The following is a 22,042-nucleotide window of genomic DNA, read 5'->3' as shown; positions in this document are numbered from 1 at the left end:
TACTCCTGGAATGTCTATGCATTCCGCATAAAACATTCCCAGAGTACATCTTATTCTAGTTATTTAAATTATCGTAACAATTCAGCCCCATTAGCCAAGAAACATTCCAACGCCCGGTCCTAACGGAAGGTTAAGTACGATCCATAATACTAACAGGATACTCCATCCAATCAGGAAGCAGATACTGTACGGAAGCATGGTGGAAACCAGGGTTCCGATACCAGCCTCTTTATCGTATTTCTTCATGAATACGATAATCATTGCGAAATAGGACATCATCGGAGTGATAACGTTTGTACAGGAGTCACCGATACGGTAAGCAACCTGAGCGAACTCCGGTGTGTAACCTAACAGCATGAACATCGGTACGAATACCGGAGCGATCAGAGCCCATTTTGCAGATGCAGAACCCATGAACAGGTTGATGAATGCTGCAAAAAGAACGAATAAGATCATGGTCGGGATAGTTCCAATACCAGAGTTTCTAAAAAACTCAGCTCCCTTTAATGCAAGGATCGTTCCTAATTTGGTATAACCAAAGAAGTTAATAAACTGTGCTGCCACAAAGGTCAGAGCGATGTAGGAGCTCATGGTTCCCATGGCACGTCCCATAGCGTTGCAGACATCCTTCTCTCCGTGGTATACACCAGTCATATGACCATATACAACAGACGGTACGAAGAAAAGTACAGTGATAATCGGGATGATGCCCTCCATAAACGGGGAGTTTCCTAACAGTGTTCCGTCCTCAGCTCTCATAACAGAGTTAGCCGGGAGACAGAAAGCTACCAGAACCAGAATCATAACCAGTAAGGTTAAACCAGCTACTTTCAGAGCCGTTCTTTCCTGGTCATTTAATTTATACTCAGAGCTTGTTTCATTCTCTTCCCCATTGCCGTGATACTCACCAAAACGCGGTGCAACGACTTTCTCAGTGATGATAGTACCTAAGATTGTGATCAGGAAGGTAGACACCATCATGAAGTACCAGTTTCCGGTCGGCTCAACTACATAAGTCGGGTCTACCATCTTTACAGCCTCGTTGGTAATACCGCAAAGAAGCGGATCCAGAGTACCGATTAATAAGTTTGCAGAGAAACCACCGGATACACCTGCAAATGCTGCTGCCATACCAACTACCGGATGACGATTGTATGCCATAAACATCAGTGCAGCAATCGGAATCAGAACGATGTATCCAACTGCGTCAGCCAGGTTGGACATAACGCCCAAGAATACGATCATCGGAGTGATTAACTTAGCCGGAGTAACCTCTACAGCAGACTTTAATGCGCCTCCGATTAAACCACTGTCCTCCAGAAGTCCGATACCAAACATAGCTACCAGGACAACTCCCAAAGGAGCGAATCCTGTAAAGTTAGTGATTGCATGTGTCAGCATGTACACAAGCCCCTCACCATTCAAAAGGCTGACAGCCTGAACCGTCTGAGTCTCTACGACTCCCTTAGAACGGTTAACCAGTTCACCTGTTGCCGAAACTCCAGCCATCTCACAGACAGCAGAAAGAACGATAACAAAGAGAACTAAAATTGCAAAAATAGAAATCGGATGCGGAAGTTTATTTCCGACTTTCTCAATTCCGTTCAGCCAGCGGTTTAATAACGAAGGCTTATCTTTTGCTTGTTCGTTTGCTTTTCCCATTTTTTCCTCCATTCCCAACTTATACGTATAAGTGAATTTTGTATTGTTAGAATATCACAAAAGGATCGGCATTTCAATTATTTTTTTAGCAATATTAAATTATTGTGTATTTTAGTGAATTTCTATAGACATTTTTAGAGAAATTTAATAAACTGTAAAAGTGTTATAAGGAGTCTACAAAATTATGAAAAAAAATGTTACTGCAAAAGACATCGCAAAACTCTGCGGAGTCTCTCAGGCGACTGTATCTTATGTGATCAATAATCGCCAGAATCAGAAGATCAGTGAGGAAACCAGACGCAAGGTTTTAGATGCCGTTGAAACACTTCACTACTATCCCAATGCTTCCGCCAAAAGCATGCGGACCAAAAACTGCACGTCCATCGGAATTGTATGTGCAAAGGATTACAGCCGCCAGGCTTTCTTAAATGCTTTTACCGGAATCAGCCAGTACCTGTCCCAGATCGACTATACCATCACGATTTTCAATGAAATGGATGATATAGATTCTTCTCCGGATTATGTCAAAAGCTATTATTCCAACGTGATCGATGGACTCATTTTTATTTCCAACGATGATCACGCTGCTTTTACAAAACCGGCCGATGAAAATCATATTCCCTATGTGGTTATCTGTATGGACGGGGTTTTCTCAAAAAAAACGCCGTTCCCCCATGCATTTGAATATGCCCTGCAGGAATGTGCCTCCTTCTGTCTGGAAAAGGAAATCCGCGAAGTGCGGTATTTTTCCATCAGCAATGACGGTCTTTTAGTTAATAATAAATATCCGCTTTTTGAATCCCTGCTTCGCCGGACGGCACCGAACTGCCATCTGGAGCACGTGATCTGCCCTATCAAGGATCGTGATCTGATTCATCTGCAGCAATTTTTAGCTAAATACATGGAAAACCGCAGTTTTGATCTTGCCATTTCTCAAAACTACGACATTGGACTGCTGCTGCAGCGTGAAATATTAAAAACAGGCTTTTCCATCCCTCAGAGAATTCGCCATATCTTCCTGAACGAGGTGAATTTCTATGAAATGGACTATCCTTCTATCAGCGGCATTGATATTCCCTACGATCAAATGGGCGAGTATGCTGCCAAACTTCTTCTTGCTATGATCGAAAACCGTGAATCTGAATTTACCTACCAGGAATTCAGGTGCCGACTCATTCAGAGAGAAACGACGCTGTGACGCTGTTAAAATACTGCGCCTTATAAAGATCAAAAAGAGAACACCCGCTAATTCCAGTTTATGAATTGCCGGATGTTCTCTTTTTTATGATTTTCTTTTCAAGGATCAAGGATATCTGATCTTTTTTACTTTTTATTCGTTACAGTTCAGCCATGACATCTTCTTGTTTCCATATTCATGAAAACAAGAAGCATGGTGGGTCCACCATATGCTGATTTGGATGAAAAAGTGCTTATGCAAGCAAGCTTGCAACACACTTTCTCATTCAAACCAGCGCATGGCTGAACTGTAACTTTTATTCTTCCGTATTCTCAGATTCGGTTTCTTCTCCGTCCTGTTCCTCCAGAAATTCGTCTTCTTCATCCTCATCCTTGTCGCTCTCCCGCACCTTGGCGATGCTTGCAACTGCTATGCCGGATTCAGCATCAATACTCATCAGCTTCACACCGGAGGTGTTGCGTCCGATAATCGAGATGTCGCTGACTGCCATCTTGATGATGATGCCTTCATTGGTAATCAGCATGATCTTGCGCTCATTATCTACCAGCTTTGCACCCACCAAATCACCGGTTTTGTCGATGATCTTATAGCAGCGCACGCCCTTGCCGCCTCGGTTCTGGGCTGTAAATTCATCAATCGGAGTGCGTTTTCCATAACCATTTTCCGATACTACCAGCAGGCATTCTCCCTGGCTGGCCATCTGCATACCGATGACTTCATCGCCTTCATCAAACTTCATGCCGATAACCCCCATGGAAACACGGCCTGTCACGCGGACATCGGTCTCATGGAATCGGATACACATACCTTTCTTTGTGATCAGGAAAATATCTTCGGTATTATCGGTAGCCTTAACTTCGATCAATTCATCGTCATCACGAAGTACAATCGCCTGAAGACCGTTCTTGCGGACATTGCTGTATTCCTTCATCGGAGTCTTCTTAACCATACCATTGCGGGTTGCCATGAAGAGATATTTCTCATCATCGATCTCCTTCATAGGAACGATGGATGTGATCTTCTCGCCTGGCATCAGCGGAAGCAGATTCACGATGGCAGTACCTCTGGCAGTGCGTCCTGCCTCCGGAATCTCGTATCCCTTCAGACGGTATACGCGTCCCTTGTTGGTAAAGAACATCACATAATGATGGGTTGTGGTCATCAGCAGATCTTCGATATAATCTTCCTCAATAGTCTGCATGCCCTTGATTCCCTTGCCTCCGCGGTTCTGGCTCTTGAAATTATCGCTGGACATTCTCTTAATATAGCCAAAATTGGTCATGGTCACAACGATATCGTCATCCGGGATCAAATCCTCCGCAGACATATCGTATTCATCATATCCGATGGCGGTACGGCGGTCATCTCCGTATTTATCAGCGATGAGGGAGATCTCCTCCTTGATAACACACAGAAGTTTCTTCTCATCTGCCAGAATCGCTTTCAACTCTGCAATCTTTGCCTCCAGCTCTTTATATTCATTTTCCAGTTTCTCGCGTTCCAGACCGGTCAGAGCACGCAGACGCATATCTACGATGGCCTGTGCCTGTGCATCCGAAAGATCAAAACGCTCCATTAACTGAGCTTTCGCCGCCTGAACATTGGCAGAACCGCGGATGATCTTAATAACCTCATCGATATGATCCAGTGCCTTTAAAAGACCTTCCAAAATATGGGCTCTCTCTTCTGCCTTGTTCAGATCATATTTGGTTCTTCTGGTTACCACATCCTCCTGGTGCTTTAAGTAATATTCCAGGATCTGCTGCAGATTTAAGATACGCGGCTCATTATTAACCAGCGCCAGCATAATCACACCAAAGGTGTCCTGCAGCTGTGTATGCTTCAGCAGACGGTTCATGATGACATTGGCATTCACATCACGGCGCAGTTCAATGCAGATCCGAAGTCCCTCACGGTTGGATTCATCACGCAGATCCGTGATTCCATCAAGCTTTTTATCCTTTACAAGCTCTGCGATCTTTTCGATCAAACGAGCCTTATTCACTGCATAAGGAAGCTCTGTCACGATGATACGGCTCTTGCCATTTGCCATGGCCTCGATATTGTATACAGCCCGTACACGGATCTTGCCGCGTCCGGTTCTGTACGCTTCTTCGATGCCTGCTTTTCCAAGGATGGTTGCTCCTGTCGGGAAATCAGGTCCCTTTACGATCTCCATCAGTTCTTCGATGGTAGTCGGGCGGTCTTCCTCCACCCGGTTGTCTATGATCTTGACAACGGCAGCAATTACCTCACGCAGGTTGTGAGGCGGAATATTCGTTGCCATACCAACGGCGATACCGGTGCCGCCATTTACCAGAATATTGGGAAAACGAGCCGGAAGAACCGTCGGTTCTTTCTCAGTCTCATCAAAGTTCGGCATAAAATCAACGGTATTCTTGCCGATATCTGCCAGCATCTCCATGGAAATACGGCTCAGTCTCGCCTCGGTATATCGCATCGCTGCGGCACCATCACCGTCCATGGAACCGAAGTTTCCATGTCCATCTACAAGCGGGTAACGGGTAGCCCATTTCTGAGCCATATTAACCAATGCGCCGTAAATGGAGCTGTCGCCGTGCGGGTGGTATTTACCCATTGTATCACCGACGATACGGGCTGACTTACGGTGGGGCTTATCCGGCCCGTTATTCAGCTCGACCATGGAATACAGAACACGTCTCTGTACCGGCTTTAAGCCATCCCGCACATCCGGAAGTGCACGGGCAGCAATAACGCTCATCGCATAATCGATGTAAGACGTTTCCATTGTCTTTTTCAGATCAATGTCATGAATTTTGTCAAATATATTTGGTTCCATCTATACTCCTTTCGTCCTCAAAAGGATTTAAGTGACTTAAATTTAATTAAATATCCAGGTTCTTTACGTACTTCGCATTTGCCTCGATAAACTCACGGCGCGGCTCAACCTGATCCCCCATCAGGGTAGCAAATGTCAGATCAACCTCCGAAGCAGTCTCACTGTCGATCTGGACACGGAGAAGAATTCGGCGCTCCGGATCCATAGTCGTCTCCCAAAGCTGTTCCGCGTCCATCTCACCCAGACCTTTATAACGCTGGATCTTATTGTTGTTGTCACGCCCAATCTCAGTCAGAATCGAATTCAGCTCATCATCGCTGTATGCATACCAGACACGCTTATTCTTCTCGATCTTATAAAGCGGCGGCTGTGCCAGATATACATGTCCTTCCCGGATCAAATCCGGCATAAAACGATACAGGAACGTCAGAAGCAGGGTACTGATATGTGCACCATCCACATCGGCATCGGTCATGATAATGATCTTGTTGTAACGAAGTTTTGAAATATCAAAATCTTCATGAATACCGGTACCAAATGCCGTGATCATCGCACGGATCTCCGCATTGCCGTAAATTCGATCAAGTCTTGCTTTTTCTACGTTTAAGATCTTGCCTCGAAGAGGCAGGATAGCCTGATTGGATTTATTTCTCGCCTCTTTGGCGGAACCGCCCGCGGAATCTCCCTCTACGATGTAGATCTCGCAGTTTTCCGGATTCTTATCGGAACAGTCGGCTAACTTTCCTGGAAGCGCCATGCCATCGAGCGCTGATTTACGTCTCGTCATCTCGCGGGCCTTGCGGGCTGCGTCGCGGGCTCTCTTGGCAAGAATCGATTTCTCACAGATGATCTTGGCAACCGCCGGATTCTGCTCTAAGAAATACGTCAGCTGCTCGCTCACGATCGCATCAACCGCCGCGCGGGCCTCGCTGTTGCCGAGTTTCTGCTTCGTCTGTCCCTCAAACTGAGGCTCCTCGATCTTGACGCTGATGATGGCTGTAATGCCCTCGCGGATATCCTCGCCGCTGAGCGCCGGTTCATTTTCCTTGAGAAGCTTATTTTTCTTTGCATAATCGTTAAAAGTCTTCGTCAGCGCGCTCTTGAAACCAGCCAGATGCGTACCGCCCTCCGGGGTATTGATATTGTTGACGAATGTGTAGATATTTTCCGTGTAGGAATCGTTATGCTGCATCGCCACCTCGACAAATACCTTGTCCTTGATGCCCTCGCAGTAAATAACCGGCTCATAGAGCTTCTCATTGCTCCGGTTCAAGTAGGTGACAAATTCCTTGATACCGCCCTCGTAATGGAAAGTCTTCTCATGCTTTACCTCGCGGTCATCACGCAGCGTGATCCGGAGGTTTTTCGTCAGGAATGCCGTCTCACGCAGGCGTACTTTTAACGTATCATAGTCGTAGACCGTTTCCTCGAAAATCTCCTTATCCGGCAGGAATACAACCCGTGTGCCGTGCTTATCCGGAGCACACTCACCGACTACTTTCAGCGGATACATGGTTTTGCCCCGCTCATAGCGCTGCTTATATACCTTTCCATCCCGGCAGATCTCAACCTCCAGCCACTCGGAAAGAGCGTTTACAACCGATGCACCTACACCGTGAAGTCCGCCTGATACCTTATATCCGCCACCGCCGAATTTACCGCCTGCATGCAGGATCGTAAATACAACCTCAACGGCCGGAAGTCCGGCTTTTTTCTGAATATCAACCGGAATGCCACGACCGTCATCCTGTACCGTGATGGAATTGTCCGCATTGATCTGCACCTCGATGTGACTGCAGAATCCGGCTAATGCCTCATCTACGGAGTTGTCAACTATCTCATACACCAGGTGATGGAGGCCTCTTACAGATGTGCTGCCTATATACATACCAGGACGCTTTCTGACCGCCTCCAATCCCTCCAATATCTGTATTTGATCTGCACTGTATTCTGAACCCATAGTTCCTCCTTCACTTGCTGTTTTATGTCTGACTAGTTGTCTTGTTTGGACGTTCACAGGTGACCGTCCCGCTCACGACCCGAAAGGTCTTATCTATCTGGAAGCTGTGGCTGATAAAATCATCCAAGCCTGTACAGGTAATGATCGTCTGTATATGACGGATGCTGGCGAGCAGATGATCCTGCCGTTTCCCATCTAACTCCGACAAAACATCGTCGAGAAGCAGAATCGGATACTCCTTTTTGATCTTTTTAACCAGCTCAATCTCCGCCAGTTTGAGCGATAATGCCGCCGTCCTCTGCTGTCCCTGTGAACCGAAGCGCCGGATGTCAATTCCGTTGACATAGAAACTTAAGTCATCCCGGTGTGGTCCGACCAGCGTCGTCTTCTGCTTCCGGTCCGCCTCGCGGCTCTTTTTGACTGCCGCTTCCAACTGATCTGCCTCCGTGTTCGGCTCATACTGGATGACGAGTTCTTCCTTTCCACCCGACAATTTCTGATGGATCGGACGGATCAATTCGTTTAATTCACCGATAAATTCCCGCCGGTACTGGCTCACCTCCCGCCCATAGGAAGCAAGCTGCATATCCCATATATCCAGCATCTCCTCGTACTCGGGATGGAAAAACAGCTCCTTTAAGAGCTTATTTCTCTGTATCACCACCCGGTTGTACTGCACCAGCGAATGTACGTAGAGCCGGTTTAACTGGCATAATTCCAGATCAATAAAACGGCGCCGATCCGCCGGTCCGTTCTTAATGAGATTCAGATCTTCCGGCGAAAAAAACACCACGTTAACAATGCCGAAAAGCTCGCTCGCCCGCCGGATCGGGATCCCGTTGACCGCCACGCCCTTCGTCTTATTTTTCTTTAGATGCATGTCAATCCGGTACGGCACATCGTCCTTGCGAAGCTGCATCTTGATGTGGGACTCGTCCTCTCCGAATTCGATGATCTCCCTGTCCTTGCTGCCGCGGTGGGACTTGGTCGTCGCACACACGTAGACCGCTTCAAGAATATTGGTTTTACCCTGCGCGTTGTCCCCGTAGAGAACATTCGTCCCCGGATCAAAATCCATATGTAATTCCCCGTAATTGCGGTAATTTTTGAGTTCGATCGATTCGATAAACATGAAACCATCCTTTATTTGGTGATTGTTACGGTCTCTCCGTCATACTCGACTTTGTCCCCGTCGTAAAGCTTCTTGCCGCGCTGCATCTCCACCGCGCCATTGACCTTCACAAGCCCGTCCTGAATCGCAAATTTAGCATCCACGCCGGACTCTACCAGACCGGCTGCCTTAAGCGCCTGACCCAGTTTTATAAATTCATCTCTCAGTTTTATCTCCATCTTATTTCAGATCCTTTCTGTCACTGTCTGCCTGCACCTGCCATGTCAAAAAATGGCAGGTTAGATCGCTGCCGCATTGAAATTGACCGGCAGGATCAGATAGATGTAAGTCTCCTCCTCGTCCCGGATAAAGCACGGGGATTTCGGATTCATCATGTACAGAGTCACTTCCTCATCATCGATGATTCGCAGCGCATCACCCAAAAACTTCGGGTTGAAGCCGATCATCAGGTCTTTTCCAAACTTGGTAATCGCCAGACGTGCATCCATCGTACCGAAGGCGGAATGCATCTTTAATTCCATTTCTTCATCGGTAAAGTTTAAGATCAAAGGTTTCTTATCATTTTCACGGACGAGAATGCTCGCACGGTCGATCGCATCCATGAAATCACGGCGGTTCAAGGTAACTTTCGTCTCATAATCGGAGGAAAGCATCTGATTGATCCGGAAATACTCGCCCTCAATCAGGCGGGATAACACGATCGTGTCGTCAAATTCAAACATGATGTGGTTGGTGCTGAAGAAAATCTGTACCTCAGAGTCGTTGTCACCGTTTAAGATCTTGCTGATCTCACCTAAAGTCTTGCCAGGAACGATGACTTTTATATCATCGTACTGTTCTTTTAATGCAACTTTGCGGATCGACATGCGATGTCCGTCGAGGGAAACGAGCTTAAGTTCATTGCCGGTGACCTCCATCAGCTCACCGGTCATCATCTTGTTGCTGTCGTTCGGCGAGATCGAGAAGATCGTCTGGCGGATGATCTCTTTTAAGGTAAACTGGGAAAGTGTGATGAATTTATCTCGCTCAATGTGGGGAATATAAGAAAATTCATCGCCGTCCTTGCCCTGAATCTGGAAAATAGCCTTGTCACAGGTGATCGTCGTGTTGTATTTTTCATCCGATTCGATCGTGATCGTAGAATTTTCACCGGAGAGCTTGCGGATAATATCGGAAAAAAGCTTGGCATCAAGAGCGATTTTTCCACGTTCCAGGATCGTTCCTTCGACCTTCGTCTCAATTCCCAGCTCCATATCGTTGCCGGTCAGTTTGATCTCATCCGAAACAGCATCGATTAGGATGCATTCGAGAATCGGCATGGTGGTTTTGGAAGGAACGGCCTTCAGAACAATGTTGATGCCGTTCATTAAATGATCTTTTTCAAATGAAAGCTTCATGTTTGTTGATAACTCCTTTGCTAAAAATAACGTGGAACGGAAAGAAAAGATATATATAAATTCCGTCGCAATCGTAGTAGGGACTGTGAATATGTGGAATTCTCCGGACAGCCCTGAAAATACAGGGGTTCAGACTCCTTTTAAATGGTTAAAAAGGCTGTGTAAAACTGTCCGGAACCGGCTGGATAACTTTTGAATTATCCACAGCCCTGAAATGGAGCAAAATGTGGGAAAAGTTATCCACAGGTTTTCAACCACTTTTCCACGCGAAATTGTGGAAGAAACCTACTGTGGGCTGATCTTTTTCATTAAGATTTCCACTGTATTGCGAAGCGATTCGTTTTTCTCCATATCGGCAGCGATCTTGTCGTGACCGTGGATGATCGTCGTGTGATCCCGACCGCCTAAATATTTGCCGATATTCTGCAGGGAAGTTCCGAGCATCGAACGGCAGATATACATCACGATCTGGCGCGGGAATACGATCTCCTTGTTGCGCTTCTGGGAGGAGATGTCAAGCGGAGTGATACCGAAATGATCAGCAACGACCTGGATGATCAGCTCCGGGGTCACTTCTTTCTCCGCGTTCGGGGAAATGAGATCCTTGAGCGCTTCCTCCGCCAGCTCCGTCGTGATCTCCTTGTTATTTAACTTGGAAAGGGCGACGATCTTGGTGAGGGCGCCCTCGAGCTCACGGATGTTGGACTTGACGTTGGTGGCGATGTACTTGATCACTTCATTATCTATATTGTAGCCCTCGAGTTCCTCTTTTTTGCGGAGGATCGCCATACGGGTTTCATAATCCGGCGACTGGATATCGACGGTCAAGCCCCATTCGAAACGGGAACGAAGCCGTTCTTCCAGCGTCTCGATCTCTTTCGGCGGCTTATCTGAGGAGATAATGATCTGTTTTTTCGCTTCATAGAGTGCGTTGAAGGTATGGAAAAATTCTTCCTGTGTCGATTCCTTACCGATAATAAACTGGATATCATCGATGAGGAGGACGTCGTTGTTTCTGTATTTTTCACGGAACTCCGTGGTGGAAATATTGTTTTTGTTCCGGATCGCATCGATCAGTTCGTTCGTAAACTTCTCACTTGTAACGTAGAGAACCTTCGCTTTTGGATTGTTTTTTAAGATAAAATGTCCGATCGAGTGCATAAGATGCGTTTTTCCCAGACCTACACCCCCGTAAATGAAGAGAGGGTTGTAGATCTCACCCGGAGATTCTGCCACGGCGAGGGAAGCGGCGTGCGCTAAGTTATTGTTCGCGCCGACGACGAAGGTGTCGAATGTGTAGCGCGGATTTAAGTTCGCATCCTGGATGAGCTGGCGGCTGACCTCGGACGGGCGGTTGATCAGATGGCTTTTGTCCGTCTCTTTTTGCGGCTCATCGACCTGTTCGATGGTGACAAAATCGACCTCACACTCGATTCCGGTTAGTTCTTCGATGGTAATCTGGATCAAAAGTCCGTATTTTTTTTTGATATAGCCGAGAAACTGCACATCCGGAACCAGGATCTGAAGGGTGCCGTCTTTCATGGAATAAGGCTGCGTCGGAAGCAGCCATGTTTTGAAAGAAACGTCCGTCAGTTCGTGTTCTTCTTTAATATGGAGGAGAATTTCATCCCATTTTTCCTTAATTTTCTCTATCATACTGTGTCTCCTAAACGTAAAAAGCAGCCAAAACTGCAAAATAACCCAATCTAAGTTCTATTCTACATGATTTGTCCACATTTTTCAATAAAAACCCGCAATGTGAATAAGTGAAATTCAGTTATCCACGTGGAAAAAACGCCGAAAAATAAGGCTTTTTGGTGAATGGGTGTGAACAATCAGAAGCTTATCCAGATCGTAGTCCACGGCTTTTCCACAAGTTATCCCCAAAATGTGGATAAGTGGAGGATAAGCTGTGAATAGGTGGCGGGAATGCTGATAAAATAAGGATTTTTTTATCCACAAAATGGAAACGTCCCGGTGTGTATACTGTATACAATAAGGTGCCTCGACAGCAATCGACGATCGATCTGTGGGGACGCAGGATCGAAATGGTGGAAAAACCACAGAAATTCCTTGTTCTATGGGGATTAAAAAGATCAAAATAGTGGTTGACGAATGCGGAATTCTTCTATATAATGGAGAAGATGTTTAATTACAATAGTCTAACTATGTTGAGAAGAATGCGGATTTCGGCGTGAGCCGGAGGAAGCGTGGATTTCTCTTACTATATTATGGATGAGGAGGTGTATGCAGACATGAAGATGACATTTCAGCCGAAGAAAAGACAGAGAGCAAAAGTTCATGGATTCCGTGCGAGAATGAGCAGCGCAGGTGGAAGAAAAGTTCTGGCTGCCAGAAGAGCAAAAGGTAGAGCAAAATTATCTGCTTAATGAACGAGGCCGCAATCGAGTTATAGATTGTGGCCTTTCTTAATATTCATAGAAAAAGTTCTATGAATATTAAGAAAAGCTCTGCGATGCACACTCGCTGCAGGGGAAAATGATTGCTAATGCAATCGCACCTCGGTGCGTGAATCCGGCGAGCCGGATTCTATTTTATATTATTTATCATTGGTGATTTTAATGAAGCGTTTTAATTCAATTAAGAAGAACAGCGAATTTCAAAAGGTTTACAAGACAGGGAAATCCTATGCCAATAAGCTTCTGGTTATGTACGTGAAGCGGGTGGATGACGGGAAGGAGCCTCGGATCGGTATCTCCGTCAGCAAAAAGGTTGGAAACAGCGTGGTCCGCCATCACGTGACAAGGTTGGTACGGGAGAGCTATCGGTTAAATAAGGACAGAGTCAGACTCGGATTAGACATCGTAGTCGTTGCCAGACCGGCAGCGAAAGAAGCAGACTTCAAAAAAATTGAGAGTGCATACCTGCACTTATGCGGACTGCATAACATTCTGGAGAATCGAAGTGAGAATATTGATTAAGAAGATCTTGATAAAGATGATTCGGGGATATCAGCTCTATATTTCCCCTATGACAGGACCTCACTGCAAGTACACGCCGACGTGCTCGGAGTACGCCATCCAGGCACTTAAAAAGTACGGCGCTGTAAAAGGTATGATTTTGGCATGTAAGCGGATTCTTCGCTGTAATCCATTTGCAGAAGGCGGTTATGATCCAGTTCCGTAAAGGATGAGGAGGTAGTTCATTGGACGTTAGCGTTTTAGTTGCGACAAAGGCAGGTTCGATCATGGGACCGATCGCCAGCGTGTTTGGTTATATCATGGACTTTTTATTCCGGATTACCAGCAGCATGGGGATCATGAATATCGGTCTGTGTATCATCCTGTTTACCATTATCACAAAGTTACTGTTATTTCCTCTGACGATCAAACAGCAGGAATCGTCAAAACTTATGTCGCTTATGAACCCTGAAATCAAGGCGGTTCAGAATAGGTATAAGGGAAAAACCGATCAGGCATCGATGGCTAAACAACAGGTCGAGATGCAGGCAGTCTATGAGAAATATGGCTCGAATCCGATGGCAGGATGTCTGCCGATGGCGATTCAGCTTCCGATTATCTTCGCTTTGTACCGGGTTATCTACAACATTCCGGCATACGTACCGTCAGTACGTGTCTTTTTTGACAACGTAGCGAACCCGCTGATGGGGCAGCCGGATTACATCAACAAGATTTCCGAGCTGGCAAGCGGTGTCGGCATGGCGGTGGACAAGGTAGACTACACCGTGGCAAACAAAGTCGTAGATATGTTATATAAGTTGACACCGGCTGGATGGGATACGCTGGAAAGTTTATTCCCGCAGATCTCTTCGACGATCGCAGAAAATGCGAGCAAGATTGAGCAGATGAACTATTTCTTCGGCATCAATCTGGCAACTCCGCCGTTTACCGGTTTTAACCACATCACGATCGCATGGATCATCCCGATCCTTGCGGGTCTGACCCAGTGGCTCTCCACCAAGCTGATTTCCAATTTACAGCAGGTGGATCAGGACGCGCCGGGCGCGAGCATGATGAACAGCATGATGATCACGATGCCGCTGATGTCCGTATTCTTCTGTTTCTCCCTGCCGTCCGCGATCGGTATCTACTGGGTCGTTCAGGGTGCATTCCAGCTCGTTCAGCAGCTGATCGTAAATGCACATATGAACAAGATCGATGTCGATGATCTGATCCGCCGCAACGTGGAGAAGATGAACAAGAAGAGAGCGAGAAAAGGTCTGCCGCCGGCCAATGTCAGCGAGAAGGCAAGCGTGAATTTAAAGGCGCTTCAGGCACGCGAGGATGCGGAAAGCAAGGCGAAAGAGGACAAGATCTCCCGCAATAAAAAGCAGATGGAGGCGTCTGAAGCATTTTACAATTCCGATCCGAAGCCGGGCAGTCTGGCTTCCAAGGCCAAGATGGTGCAGAAGTACAACGATAAGCACGCGAAAAAATAGAAGGAGGGCGCAGGATGGATATGATTACGGTTACCGCTAAGACAGTCGATGAGGCAGTAACAAAGGCACTGATTGAACTGGAAACCACCAGTGATAAATTAGAGTACGAAGTGGTCGAAAAAGGAAGCGCCGGATTTCTGGGGATCGGCGCGAAACCGGCGATCATCCGTGCTAAGAAAAAAGAGACGCTCGAGGATCGTGCGATCGACTTTTTAAGCCAGGTATTTGATGCGATGAACTTAGATGTGAAGATCGCAGCGGCTTTCAATGAGGAAGAGTGCGAGATGAACATTGACCTCTCCGGCGAGGATATGGGTATTTTGATCGGTAAGAGAGGTCAGACCCTGGATTCTCTCCAGTATCTGGTCAGCCTGGTTGTCAACAAGAAGAGCGAGAATTACGTCCGCGTGAAGCTCGATACCGAGAATTACCGCGAGAGACGGAAAGAGACGCTTGAGACACTGGCAAAGAACATTGCTTACAAGGTAAAGAGAACGAAACGCTCCGTATCTTTGGAGCCGATGAACCCGTATGAGAGACGGATCATTCATGCAGCGCTGCAGAATGACAAGTATGTCACCACCCGCAGCGAGGGCGAGGATCCGTTCCGGCATGTGATTATTTCGCTGAAGCGCGAGGGCAGACGCGAGAGAAGTGACGGGTATGGGAGATATGAGAAGTAAATAAGTGTGACGAAGAAGGTCTGGAGGTATCTAGACCTTCTTTTTTGTGGGGGATCGAGCGCGAGAGGTTTATCGTGAAAACATGAAAAAAGAAATAAATATTAGACTAGATTTGTAAATAAAGATGGGAAAATGCTTCCATATGGTATAGAATAAGAAGATAAAAAGCAAGGAAGGATTTATATATATATGGTATATACAGATACAATCGCCGCGATCGCGACGGCGCTTTCGAGTTCGGGGATTGGGATTATCCGGATTAGCGGTTCGGACGCTGTTGCGGTGGCGGAGCGGATGTTTGAACCGGCGGTGGCGGGGAAGAGGCTTTCAGAGCAGAAAACGTATACGATTCATTATGGATATATTCGGGATGGAGAGGAACGGATCGATGAAGTGCTGCTTCTTTTGATGCGCGGTCCGCACAGTTATACGGCGGAGGACACGGTAGAGATTGACTGTCACGGAGGCGTGCTGGTGATGAAGCGGATTCTGGAGCTGGCGGTAAAATGTGGGGCGCGGCTGGCGGAACCAGGCGAATTTACGAAGCGGGCGTTTTTAAATGGCAGAATTGATCTTTCGCAGGCGGAAGCCGTGATCGATGTGATCCAGTCGAAAAATGAGTATGCGCTGCAGTCTTCGGTCAGCCAGTTGAGCGGTTCAATGTCGCGGAAAGTGCGGGAACTCCGCGAAAAACTAATCTATGAGATCGCCTTTATTGAGTCCGCACTTGATGATCCGGAGCATATTTCCCTGGACGGATACCCGGAGCGCCTTCGGGAGACGCTGCAGCCGATTGAGATGGAACTGGAGGCGTCGATCGGGACGTTTGACAACGGGCGTATCATGACGGAGGGGATCAAAACCGTGATCTTAGGTAAGCCGAATGCAGGAAAATCGTCCCTGATGAATGTACTGCTGGGAGAGGAGCGCGCGATTGTGACAGAGATCGCCGGTACGACACGCGATACGCTGGAGGAAAATATCCGTCTGCGCGGGCTTAGCTTAAATTTGATCGATACGGCGGGCATCCGGGAAACGGAGGATATCGTTGAAAAGATTGGCGTGGAACGGGCGAGAAAGATTGCGGATGAGGCAGATTTGATCTTGTATGTGGTCGATGGATCAAGGGAGCTGGATGAAAATGACCGTCAGATCCTCGATTTGATCCGGGGACGGAAGGTGATCGTCCTCTTAAATAAGACAGATCTGGAACCGGTTCTCACAGAAGAAGCGCTTCGCGAAGCGTGCGGGCAGGAAGTGATCCCGGTATCGGCGAAAGAACAGCAGGGAATTGATCGATTGGAGGAAAAAATTCAGACGATGTTCTTGCAGGGAAACCTGAATTTCAACGATCAGGTCATGCTGACAAACGTCCGTCACAAGACGGCGATGGAGCAGGCGCTGAAAAGCCTGCGTCTGGTCGAGACAAGCATCGACAATGCGATGCCGGAGGATTTTTTCTCGATTGATCTGATGGATGCCTATGAACATCTTGGAACGATCCTTGGGGAATCACTGGAAGAGGATCTGGTGAATGAGATTTTCAGCCATTTTTGTATGGGGAAATAGATCAATTTTTTTGCAAGGTTTCTTTCCTTGTGGTATGATAGGGTGGATCTGAAAACAAGAAAGAATATAAGGCGTTTGATCGAATTGAAATGTGCAGCTGCAGTAAAATCGGCTGCGGTTCATGCGCAGTGATTCTGTAAAGAATATGTCAGCTTACGCTGACCAGAATCACGCGCCAAGTCTCACGGACGTTCGACTTGAATAGAACGCAGAGATAGAGAGGAAAGAGGAAATATGCCCTGTTTAACAGAAAATTATGATGTAGCGGTCGTCGGGGCGGGACACGCCGGCTGTGAGGCGGCGCTGGCAAGCGCGAGACTGGGACTTGAGACGATCGTGTTTACCGTCAGCGTGGACAGCATCGCCCTGATGCCGTGCAACCCGAATGTCGGCGGAAGCTCGAAGGGCCACTTGGTGCGCGAGCTGGATGCGCTCGGCGGCGAGATGGGAAAAAATATAGATAAAACCTTTATACAGTCCAAGATGCTCAACCAGTCTAAGGGACCGGCGGTGCATTCGCTCCGCGCGCAGGCGGACAAGCAGGAATACACCCGCCAGATGCGCCGTACCATGGAAAATACCGATCACCTGACGATCCGTCAGGGAGAGGTGGCAGAGCTGATCGTGGAAGAAGGTCAGATCAAAGGACTGAAAACGTACTCCGGCGCGACGTATTACTGCAAGGCGGTGGTGCTGGCAACGGGAACGTACCTGAAAGCGAGATGTATCTATGGCGATGTGAGCAATCCGACCGGACCGAATGGTCTGCAGGCGGCAAACCATCTGACAGATTCCCTGAAAAAGCTGGGAATCGAGATGTTCCGTTTCAAGACGGGCACACCGGCGCGTGTCGATAAGCGCAGCATCGATTTTTCTAAGATGGAAGAGCAGTTCGGCGATGAGAGGGTTGTGCCATTTTCTTTTTCCACCGATCCGGAGTCGGTGCAGAAGGAGCAGGTGTCCTGCTGGCTGACCTATACCAATGAGAAAACACATGAGATCATCCGCAACAACCTGGATCGATCGCCCCTCTTTTCGGGCGCGATCGAGGGAACAGGTCCGCGTTACTGTCCATCGATCGAGGATAAGGTGGTAAAATTTCCAGATAAGAACCGTCATCAGGTTTTTGTCGAGCCGGAGGGAATTTATACGAATGAAATGTATCTGGGCGGTATGTCCAGTTCCCTGCCGGAGGATGTGCAGTACGCGATGTACCGTACCGTGCCGGGACTCGAAAATGTAAAAATTGTTCGAAATGCATATGCAATTGAGTACGATTGTATCAATGCACGCCAGTTAAAGGCATCGCTGGAATTTAAGGCGATCCGGGGATTGTTCAGCGGCGGTCAGTTTAACGGAAGCTCCGGTTATGAGGAAGCGGCGGTACAGGGCTTTATGGCGGGTGTCAATGCGGCGCGCGAAGTGCTGGGAAAAGAACCGATCATCCTCGACCGTTCCCAGGCATATATCGGTGTCTTGATCGACGATCTGGTTACCAAAGAAAACCATGAACCGTACCGGATGATGACGTCGCGTGCGGAATACCGCCTGCTTTTGCGTCAGGACAACGCGGATCTGCGTCTTTCCCCGATCGGGCATGAGATTGGACTGGTCAGTGATGCGATGTATGAGCGTGTCCTCTGGAAAGAAAAAATGATCGAGGAAGAGGCAAAGCGTCTGGAGAAGATCAACATTGGCGCTGGAAAAGAAGTGCAGGAATTTTTAGAGCGCCACGGAAGCACCCCGCTCAAGACCGCGGCAACGCTGGCAGAGCTGGTACGCCGTCCGGAGTTAAGCTATGAAGCACTGGCAGAGCTGGATCCGAACCGTCCGGAACTTCCGGAAGATGTGATCGAGCAGATCAACATCAACATCAAGTATGACGGCTATATCCGCCGCCAGCTGCAGCAGGTTGCACAGTTCAAGAAGATGGAGAGCCGGAAGCTGGATGAAAACTTCGACTATTCCACGGTCGGAAGCCTGCGCCGTGAGGCAGTACAGAAATTAAATCTCTATAAACCGGCAAATATCGGTCAGGCATCCCGAATCGCGGGCGTGTCACCGGCGGATATTTCGGTGCTGCTGGTACACTTAGAGCAGAGCCGCCATGCGGGACATGGGGAAGAGAAGAAAGAACTGTAAATATAGAAACGAGCGGATTCAGAGTTACTGTACACGGGCAGGCACTTTTGGAACCGAAAGTGCCGTAAGAAAACCTGGTGGCAGGAGGAATTTGCCGTATTTAAATGCGAAGCCACGGCAAATTCCGTTACTGGGCACGTATGCGTGAACAGTAACGAGTCAGAGACTGCATGGAAACAGGTAAACGCATTGCAGCAACTCAAAATGTAAGATTGATAAGAACCTGAGAAAAAATAGAACATATCATAAAGGATATATTTATGGCAGAAGAAAATAAAGTAGAAAGCGGTGTGGTTCTGCCTCCGGCAGACTTTACCGAGCAGCTTCAGAAAGAAGCGCAGGAGATGGGCGTCACGTTAAATGAACACCAGATCAAGCAGTTCTACGATTACTATGAACTGTTGATTCATTGGAATACGATGGTGAATCTGACAGCGATCACGGAACAGAAGGAAGTTGTGACCAAACATTTTTCGGATAGTCTGGCACTTGTGAAAGCGGTGCCGGATCTGGCAGAGAAAGAGTATACGTTGATCGATGTTGGAACGGGAGCTGGATTTCCGGGTATCCCGTTAAAGATTGCATTTCCAAATTTAAAGGTCACGCTTCTCGATTCTTTAAATAAGCGGATCAACTTTCTGAACGAGGTAATTCAGGCATTGGAACTGGAAAAAATTCAGGCGGTTCACGGACGGGCGGAGGATGCGGCACATGATAATGTTTCACGTGAAACATTTGATTTCTGCGTTTCACGCGCGGTGGCAAATCTGTCCACGCTGTCGGAATACTGCCTGCCGTTTGTCAAGGTGGGTGGCTGGTTTGTGCCGTACAAATCGGGCAAACTGGAGGAAGAGATGAAGACGGGAAAAGGTGCGATCCGCAAGCTGGGCGGCGAGCTGGAGGATGTGATTTCCTTCCACCTTGCCAATGAGGATGAGCGTAACCTGGTCCGGATTCATAAGACAGAGAGGACGGGAAAGAAGTATCCGAGAAAAGCGGGAACGCCGTCGCGGGAGCCGCTGAAATAAAGCAATCAAAAGGTAGATAGAGAAAGACTGTATATGGAACACGTAGGATATGCAGTCTTTCTTTTTCATATAGGCGGGGTTTAAACAAAAATGTATGACTGAATATTTGTTCTGGAAGATTGTGTTCCAGAAGCCGTATCAGGCATATGACAGAGGAAATCTGGAGAAGCGGGTAGAGGCGATGGCAGAGCTGGAAATAATAGGGAAAATTTATAAAATTTGAGTTTTCGTTACAGAATATAGTTTTTTTGTGCGAAAGTCGAAGAGATCGAGTGGGAATAATGTAGAATAAAGAGGAGCATTCCGGGGGTTTTGTTTGTATATAGATAGTGCGGCGGGACCTGGATGAAACATTAGGACCGTTCCTATCAAGAAGAAACAAACAAGGCGTACGGAAGGATGACGCTGTGAATATGAAAGATACTGGAAAAATGGTATCTGCATCATGGCATGAGTATGAAAAAGCAATTTTTATGGAGATGTGGGAAAGAGAGAGTAGCTGTTCACGGGTAGGCACTTTTGGAACCGAAAGTGCCGTAAGAAAACGTGGTGGCAGCAGGAATTTGCCGTATTTAAATGCGAAGCCACGGCAAATTCCGTTACTGGGCACGTATGCGTGAACAGTAATAAGCTTCGTCCTATGACGAAAAAACGCTCCGCGGTATGCATACGCATTATCCTTTTTTAAGAAAAAAACATATGGATCGCATCCATCACGGCATCCGGCTGTTCTAACTGCGGCAGATGTTTGGTCTTTGGGATGATAGAGGACTCGATTGCGGAATTATAAATCTTGTAATCCTGAATCGTCGCCTCGATCATCGGTTCCTCGGAACCGCCGATGATGAAGATGCTGTTGTCGATCTTCCTGAGAGCATTGGAAATATTGCACTTGGTATAGCGGCATTCAATACTGGAGAAGATCGCTTTCGGACATTCACCGAGATGTGCGGCTTCGTGGCTGCGGTCGATCTGAACCGGTTTTACGGTATACGGATTGTAAAAATATTTGGTGCGGAATGCCTCTTCGATCATAGAGCGGCTGCACGCAATGTGGTAAATGAGCGTTCCAGCCAGCGGGAGATCCAGAAGAAGCTTATAAAGCTTGGCATTTTTACCCGGAAGCTGACAACAGTCGGTAAGGCTGCTCGGGTTGATGAGCATGATCTGATCAAACAGTTCTGGAGAGTTGCTGCACGCCATGATGGACAGTGCCGCTGAATCACCGGTGGAGAGAATGTTGGTCCGATGTCCGATCTCAGATTTGATAAAATCACAGATCAGCTGGACAAACAGGTAATTTGTGTAGGTCAGGTTCGGCTTCTCGGAGCGTCCGCAGCCGAGAAGGTCGAGCGTGTAGACGGTGTAGGAGCGGCTGAGCTGTTCGCGGATGGATTCCCACTCATAGCCGCTCGATGCAAAGTGCAGATCGTGAATTAACAGAAGCGGTTTGCCGGAACCGCATTTTGTATAGTAGATATTTCCCAGCCGCCATTTGTAACAGAGAGAATTCTCTTCCCGGGTCAGACCGCGGGAGGTGGCAGAAAATTGAATATATTTATTTAAAAGTGCCAGTGAAACTGCGCCGCCGGCGGACAGCATCAGGCAGGTCATGATCTTGTTTTTTGTGTTCATATAGAAAGCTCCTTTTGAATCGAAAAATTAAACTCGAAAATATCTCATCAAGTAATTCTATTATACCATAAATACTAAATTCAGCTATCGCCTTTGGCTTGGCTTCATTAAGTATTTAGGTATGACTCGCACTAGGATCGAAAATGCATCGCTAAGTGTTCATATATATCATATGAACGTATTCTCACCCGTCCACTCACGAACCCGCGCTATCGCGCTCTACCGCCCTGCTTCGCATGGCTGTTCGTTCGTTAATGGCGCAAGAAAAGAATATGTCTGCTTCGCAGCCGCATTCTTTTCTTCTGCGCTCATTATACCATGACCACTAAATTCGTGAAACACCTCATTAAGTGGTCAGGTATATGTTCTCACTAGACTCGAAAATACCTCGTCAA

At 47.3% G+C, this 22,042-nt stretch carries 18 protein-coding genes; 10 read left to right on the top strand and 8 right to left on the bottom strand.

The window, feature by feature from the left end; genetic code table 11:
• Positions 1 to 90: 90 nt before the first annotated feature.
• Complete coding sequence (locus tag DW739_RS13810; protein WP_118743223.1) at positions 91 to 1,662, bottom strand: AbgT family transporter; 1,572 nt, start codon at positions 1,660 to 1,662, stop codon at positions 91 to 93.
• Positions 1,663 to 1,846: 184 nt separating this feature from the next.
• Between DW739_RS13810 and DW739_RS13805 the strand changes: the two genes are divergently transcribed.
• Positions 1,847 to 2,860 (top strand): LacI family DNA-binding transcriptional regulator, encoded by a 1,014-nt coding sequence (locus DW739_RS13805; RefSeq protein WP_117796768.1) that lies wholly within the window; start codon positions 1,847 to 1,849, stop codon positions 2,858 to 2,860.
• A gap of 295 nt (positions 2,861 to 3,155) precedes the next feature.
• Here DW739_RS13805 and gyrA read toward each other — a convergent pair whose 3' ends face one another.
• The 6 genes from gyrA to dnaA form a co-directional block, all read right to left on the bottom strand.
• Positions 3,156 to 5,681: a DNA gyrase subunit A gene (gyrA, locus tag DW739_RS13800; protein ID WP_117796769.1), complete on the bottom strand. Its 2,526-nt coding sequence runs from the start codon at positions 5,679 to 5,681 to the stop codon at positions 3,156 to 3,158.
• A gap of 46 nt (positions 5,682 to 5,727) precedes the next feature.
• On the bottom strand, positions 5,728 to 7,641 hold the full coding sequence (gyrB, locus tag DW739_RS13795) for a DNA topoisomerase (ATP-hydrolyzing) subunit B (RefSeq protein WP_117796770.1): 1,914 nt from the start codon (positions 7,639 to 7,641) through the stop codon (positions 5,728 to 5,730).
• 22 nt (positions 7,642 to 7,663) lie between these two features.
• Positions 7,664 to 8,773 carry a DNA replication/repair protein RecF gene (gene recF / locus DW739_RS13790; protein WP_117796771.1) on the bottom strand — a complete coding sequence of 370 codons (1,110 nt, stop codon included), beginning with the start codon at positions 8,771 to 8,773 and terminating at the stop codon, positions 7,664 to 7,666.
• An 11-nt stretch (positions 8,774 to 8,784) separates the two neighbouring features.
• Positions 8,785 to 8,991 carry an RNA-binding S4 domain-containing protein gene (locus tag DW739_RS13785; protein ID WP_107000960.1) on the bottom strand — a complete coding sequence of 69 codons (207 nt, stop codon included), beginning with the start codon at positions 8,989 to 8,991 and terminating at the stop codon, positions 8,785 to 8,787.
• A gap of 60 nt (positions 8,992 to 9,051) precedes the next feature.
• The gene (gene dnaN / locus DW739_RS13780; RefSeq protein ID WP_118524027.1) at positions 9,052 to 10,170 is read right to left on the bottom strand and encodes a DNA polymerase III subunit beta; all 1,119 of its coding nucleotides are present in this window, start codon (positions 10,168 to 10,170) and stop codon (positions 9,052 to 9,054) included.
• Between the two features lie 285 nt (positions 10,171 to 10,455).
• The gene (gene dnaA / locus DW739_RS13775; protein ID WP_022358493.1) at positions 10,456 to 11,826 is read right to left on the bottom strand and encodes a chromosomal replication initiator protein DnaA; all 1,371 of its coding nucleotides are present in this window, start codon (positions 11,824 to 11,826) and stop codon (positions 10,456 to 10,458) included.
• Between the two features lie 599 nt (positions 11,827 to 12,425).
• On the opposite strand from dnaA, the gene rpmH reads away from it, so the two are divergent.
• The 9 genes from rpmH (at position 12,426) to DW739_RS15315 (ending at position 20,235) form a co-directional block, all read left to right on the top strand.
• The gene (gene rpmH, locus DW739_RS13770) at positions 12,426 to 12,560 is read left to right on the top strand and encodes a 50S ribosomal protein L34 (RefSeq protein WP_087225913.1); all 135 of its coding nucleotides are present in this window, start codon (positions 12,426 to 12,428) and stop codon (positions 12,558 to 12,560) included.
• 192 nt (positions 12,561 to 12,752) lie between these two features.
• Positions 12,753 to 13,112 carry a ribonuclease P protein component gene (gene rnpA / locus DW739_RS13765; protein WP_107000958.1) on the top strand — a complete coding sequence of 120 codons (360 nt, stop codon included), beginning with the start codon at positions 12,753 to 12,755 and terminating at the stop codon, positions 13,110 to 13,112.
• Positions 13,105 to 13,317, top strand: coding sequence for a membrane protein insertion efficiency factor YidD (gene yidD, locus DW739_RS13760; RefSeq protein ID WP_107000957.1), 213 nt, complete (start codon positions 13,105 to 13,107; stop codon positions 13,315 to 13,317). Before rnpA ends, yidD begins: the two co-directional genes overlap by 8 nt.
• A 19-nt stretch (positions 13,318 to 13,336) precedes the next feature.
• The gene (locus tag DW739_RS13755; protein ID WP_347501752.1) at positions 13,337 to 14,590 is read left to right on the top strand and encodes a YidC/Oxa1 family membrane protein insertase; all 1,254 of its coding nucleotides are present in this window, start codon (positions 13,337 to 13,339) and stop codon (positions 14,588 to 14,590) included.
• A gap of 14 nt (positions 14,591 to 14,604) precedes the next feature.
• Positions 14,605 to 15,273, top strand: coding sequence for an RNA-binding cell elongation regulator Jag/EloR (gene jag, locus DW739_RS13750; protein ID WP_107000956.1), 669 nt, complete (start codon positions 14,605 to 14,607; stop codon positions 15,271 to 15,273).
• 189 nt (positions 15,274 to 15,462) lie between these two features.
• On the top strand, positions 15,463 to 16,842 hold the full coding sequence (gene mnmE, locus DW739_RS13745) for a tRNA uridine-5-carboxymethylaminomethyl(34) synthesis GTPase MnmE (protein WP_107000955.1): 1,380 nt from the start codon (positions 15,463 to 15,465) through the stop codon (positions 16,840 to 16,842).
• A gap of 234 nt (positions 16,843 to 17,076) precedes the next feature.
• On the top strand, positions 17,077 to 18,984 hold the full coding sequence (gene mnmG, locus DW739_RS13740; RefSeq protein ID WP_118493311.1) for a tRNA uridine-5-carboxymethylaminomethyl(34) synthesis enzyme MnmG: 1,908 nt from the start codon (positions 17,077 to 17,079) through the stop codon (positions 18,982 to 18,984).
• Positions 18,985 to 19,244: 260 nt separating this feature from the next.
• The gene (gene rsmG, locus DW739_RS13735) at positions 19,245 to 20,012 is read left to right on the top strand and encodes a 16S rRNA (guanine(527)-N(7))-methyltransferase RsmG (RefSeq protein ID WP_118471741.1); all 768 of its coding nucleotides are present in this window, start codon (positions 19,245 to 19,247) and stop codon (positions 20,010 to 20,012) included.
• A 94-nt stretch (positions 20,013 to 20,106) separates the two neighbouring features.
• Positions 20,107 to 20,235 carry a hypothetical protein gene (locus DW739_RS15315; RefSeq protein WP_279221049.1) on the top strand — a complete coding sequence of 43 codons (129 nt, stop codon included), beginning with the start codon at positions 20,107 to 20,109 and terminating at the stop codon, positions 20,233 to 20,235.
• A gap of 461 nt (positions 20,236 to 20,696) precedes the next feature.
• Here the strand turns inward: DW739_RS15315 and DW739_RS13725 are convergent, their stop codons facing one another.
• The gene (locus tag DW739_RS13725; RefSeq protein ID WP_022358786.1) at positions 20,697 to 21,647 is read right to left on the bottom strand and encodes an alpha/beta hydrolase; all 951 of its coding nucleotides are present in this window, start codon (positions 21,645 to 21,647) and stop codon (positions 20,697 to 20,699) included.
• Between the last annotated feature and the right edge of the window lie 395 nt (positions 21,648 to 22,042).

The sequence above is a fragment of the Clostridium sp. AM28-20LB genome, assembly GCF_003480665.1.
GTDB classification, from domain to species: Bacteria; Bacillota; Clostridia; order Lachnospirales; family Lachnospiraceae; genus Otoolea; species Otoolea fessa.
The sequence above is the reverse complement of the archived record's forward strand: the minus strand, read 5'-3'. Positions and strand labels throughout refer to the sequence as shown.

Bases quoted from the DNA above. Each gene is read 5' to 3' on its own strand.
- DW739_RS13810 (WP_118743223.1), bottom strand. From the start codon at position 1,662: ATGGGAAAAGCAAACGAACAAGCAAAAGATAAGCCTTCGTTATTAAAC.
- DW739_RS13805 (WP_117796768.1), top strand. From the start codon at position 1,847: ATGAAAAAAAATGTTACTGCAAAAGACATCGCAAAACTCTGCGGAGTC.
- gyrA (WP_117796769.1), bottom strand. From the start codon at position 5,681: ATGGAACCAAATATATTTGACAAAATTCATGACATTGATCTGAAAAAG.
- gyrB (WP_117796770.1), bottom strand. From the start codon at position 7,641: ATGGGTTCAGAATACAGTGCAGATCAAATACAGATATTGGAGGGATTG.
- recF (WP_117796771.1), bottom strand. From the start codon at position 8,773: ATGTTTATCGAATCGATCGAACTCAAAAATTACCGCAATTACGGGGAA.
- DW739_RS13785 (WP_107000960.1), bottom strand. From the start codon at position 8,991: ATGGAGATAAAACTGAGAGATGAATTTATAAAACTGGGTCAGGCGCTT.
- dnaN (WP_118524027.1), bottom strand. From the start codon at position 10,170: ATGAAGCTTTCATTTGAAAAAGATCATTTAATGAACGGCATCAACATT.
- dnaA (WP_022358493.1), bottom strand. From the start codon at position 11,826: ATGATAGAGAAAATTAAGGAAAAATGGGATGAAATTCTCCTCCATATT.
- rpmH (WP_087225913.1), top strand. From the start codon at position 12,426: ATGAAGATGACATTTCAGCCGAAGAAAAGACAGAGAGCAAAAGTTCAT.
- rnpA (WP_107000958.1), top strand. From the start codon at position 12,753: ATGAAGCGTTTTAATTCAATTAAGAAGAACAGCGAATTTCAAAAGGTT.
- jag (WP_107000956.1), top strand. From the start codon at position 14,605: ATGGATATGATTACGGTTACCGCTAAGACAGTCGATGAGGCAGTAACA.
- mnmE (WP_107000955.1), top strand. From the start codon at position 15,463: ATGGTATATACAGATACAATCGCCGCGATCGCGACGGCGCTTTCGAGT.
- mnmG (WP_118493311.1), top strand. From the start codon at position 17,077: ATGCCCTGTTTAACAGAAAATTATGATGTAGCGGTCGTCGGGGCGGGA.
- rsmG (WP_118471741.1), top strand. From the start codon at position 19,245: ATGGCAGAAGAAAATAAAGTAGAAAGCGGTGTGGTTCTGCCTCCGGCA.
- DW739_RS15315 (WP_279221049.1), top strand. From the start codon at position 20,107: ATGACTGAATATTTGTTCTGGAAGATTGTGTTCCAGAAGCCGTATCAG.
- DW739_RS13725 (WP_022358786.1), bottom strand. From the start codon at position 21,647: ATGAACACAAAAAACAAGATCATGACCTGCCTGATGCTGTCCGCCGGC.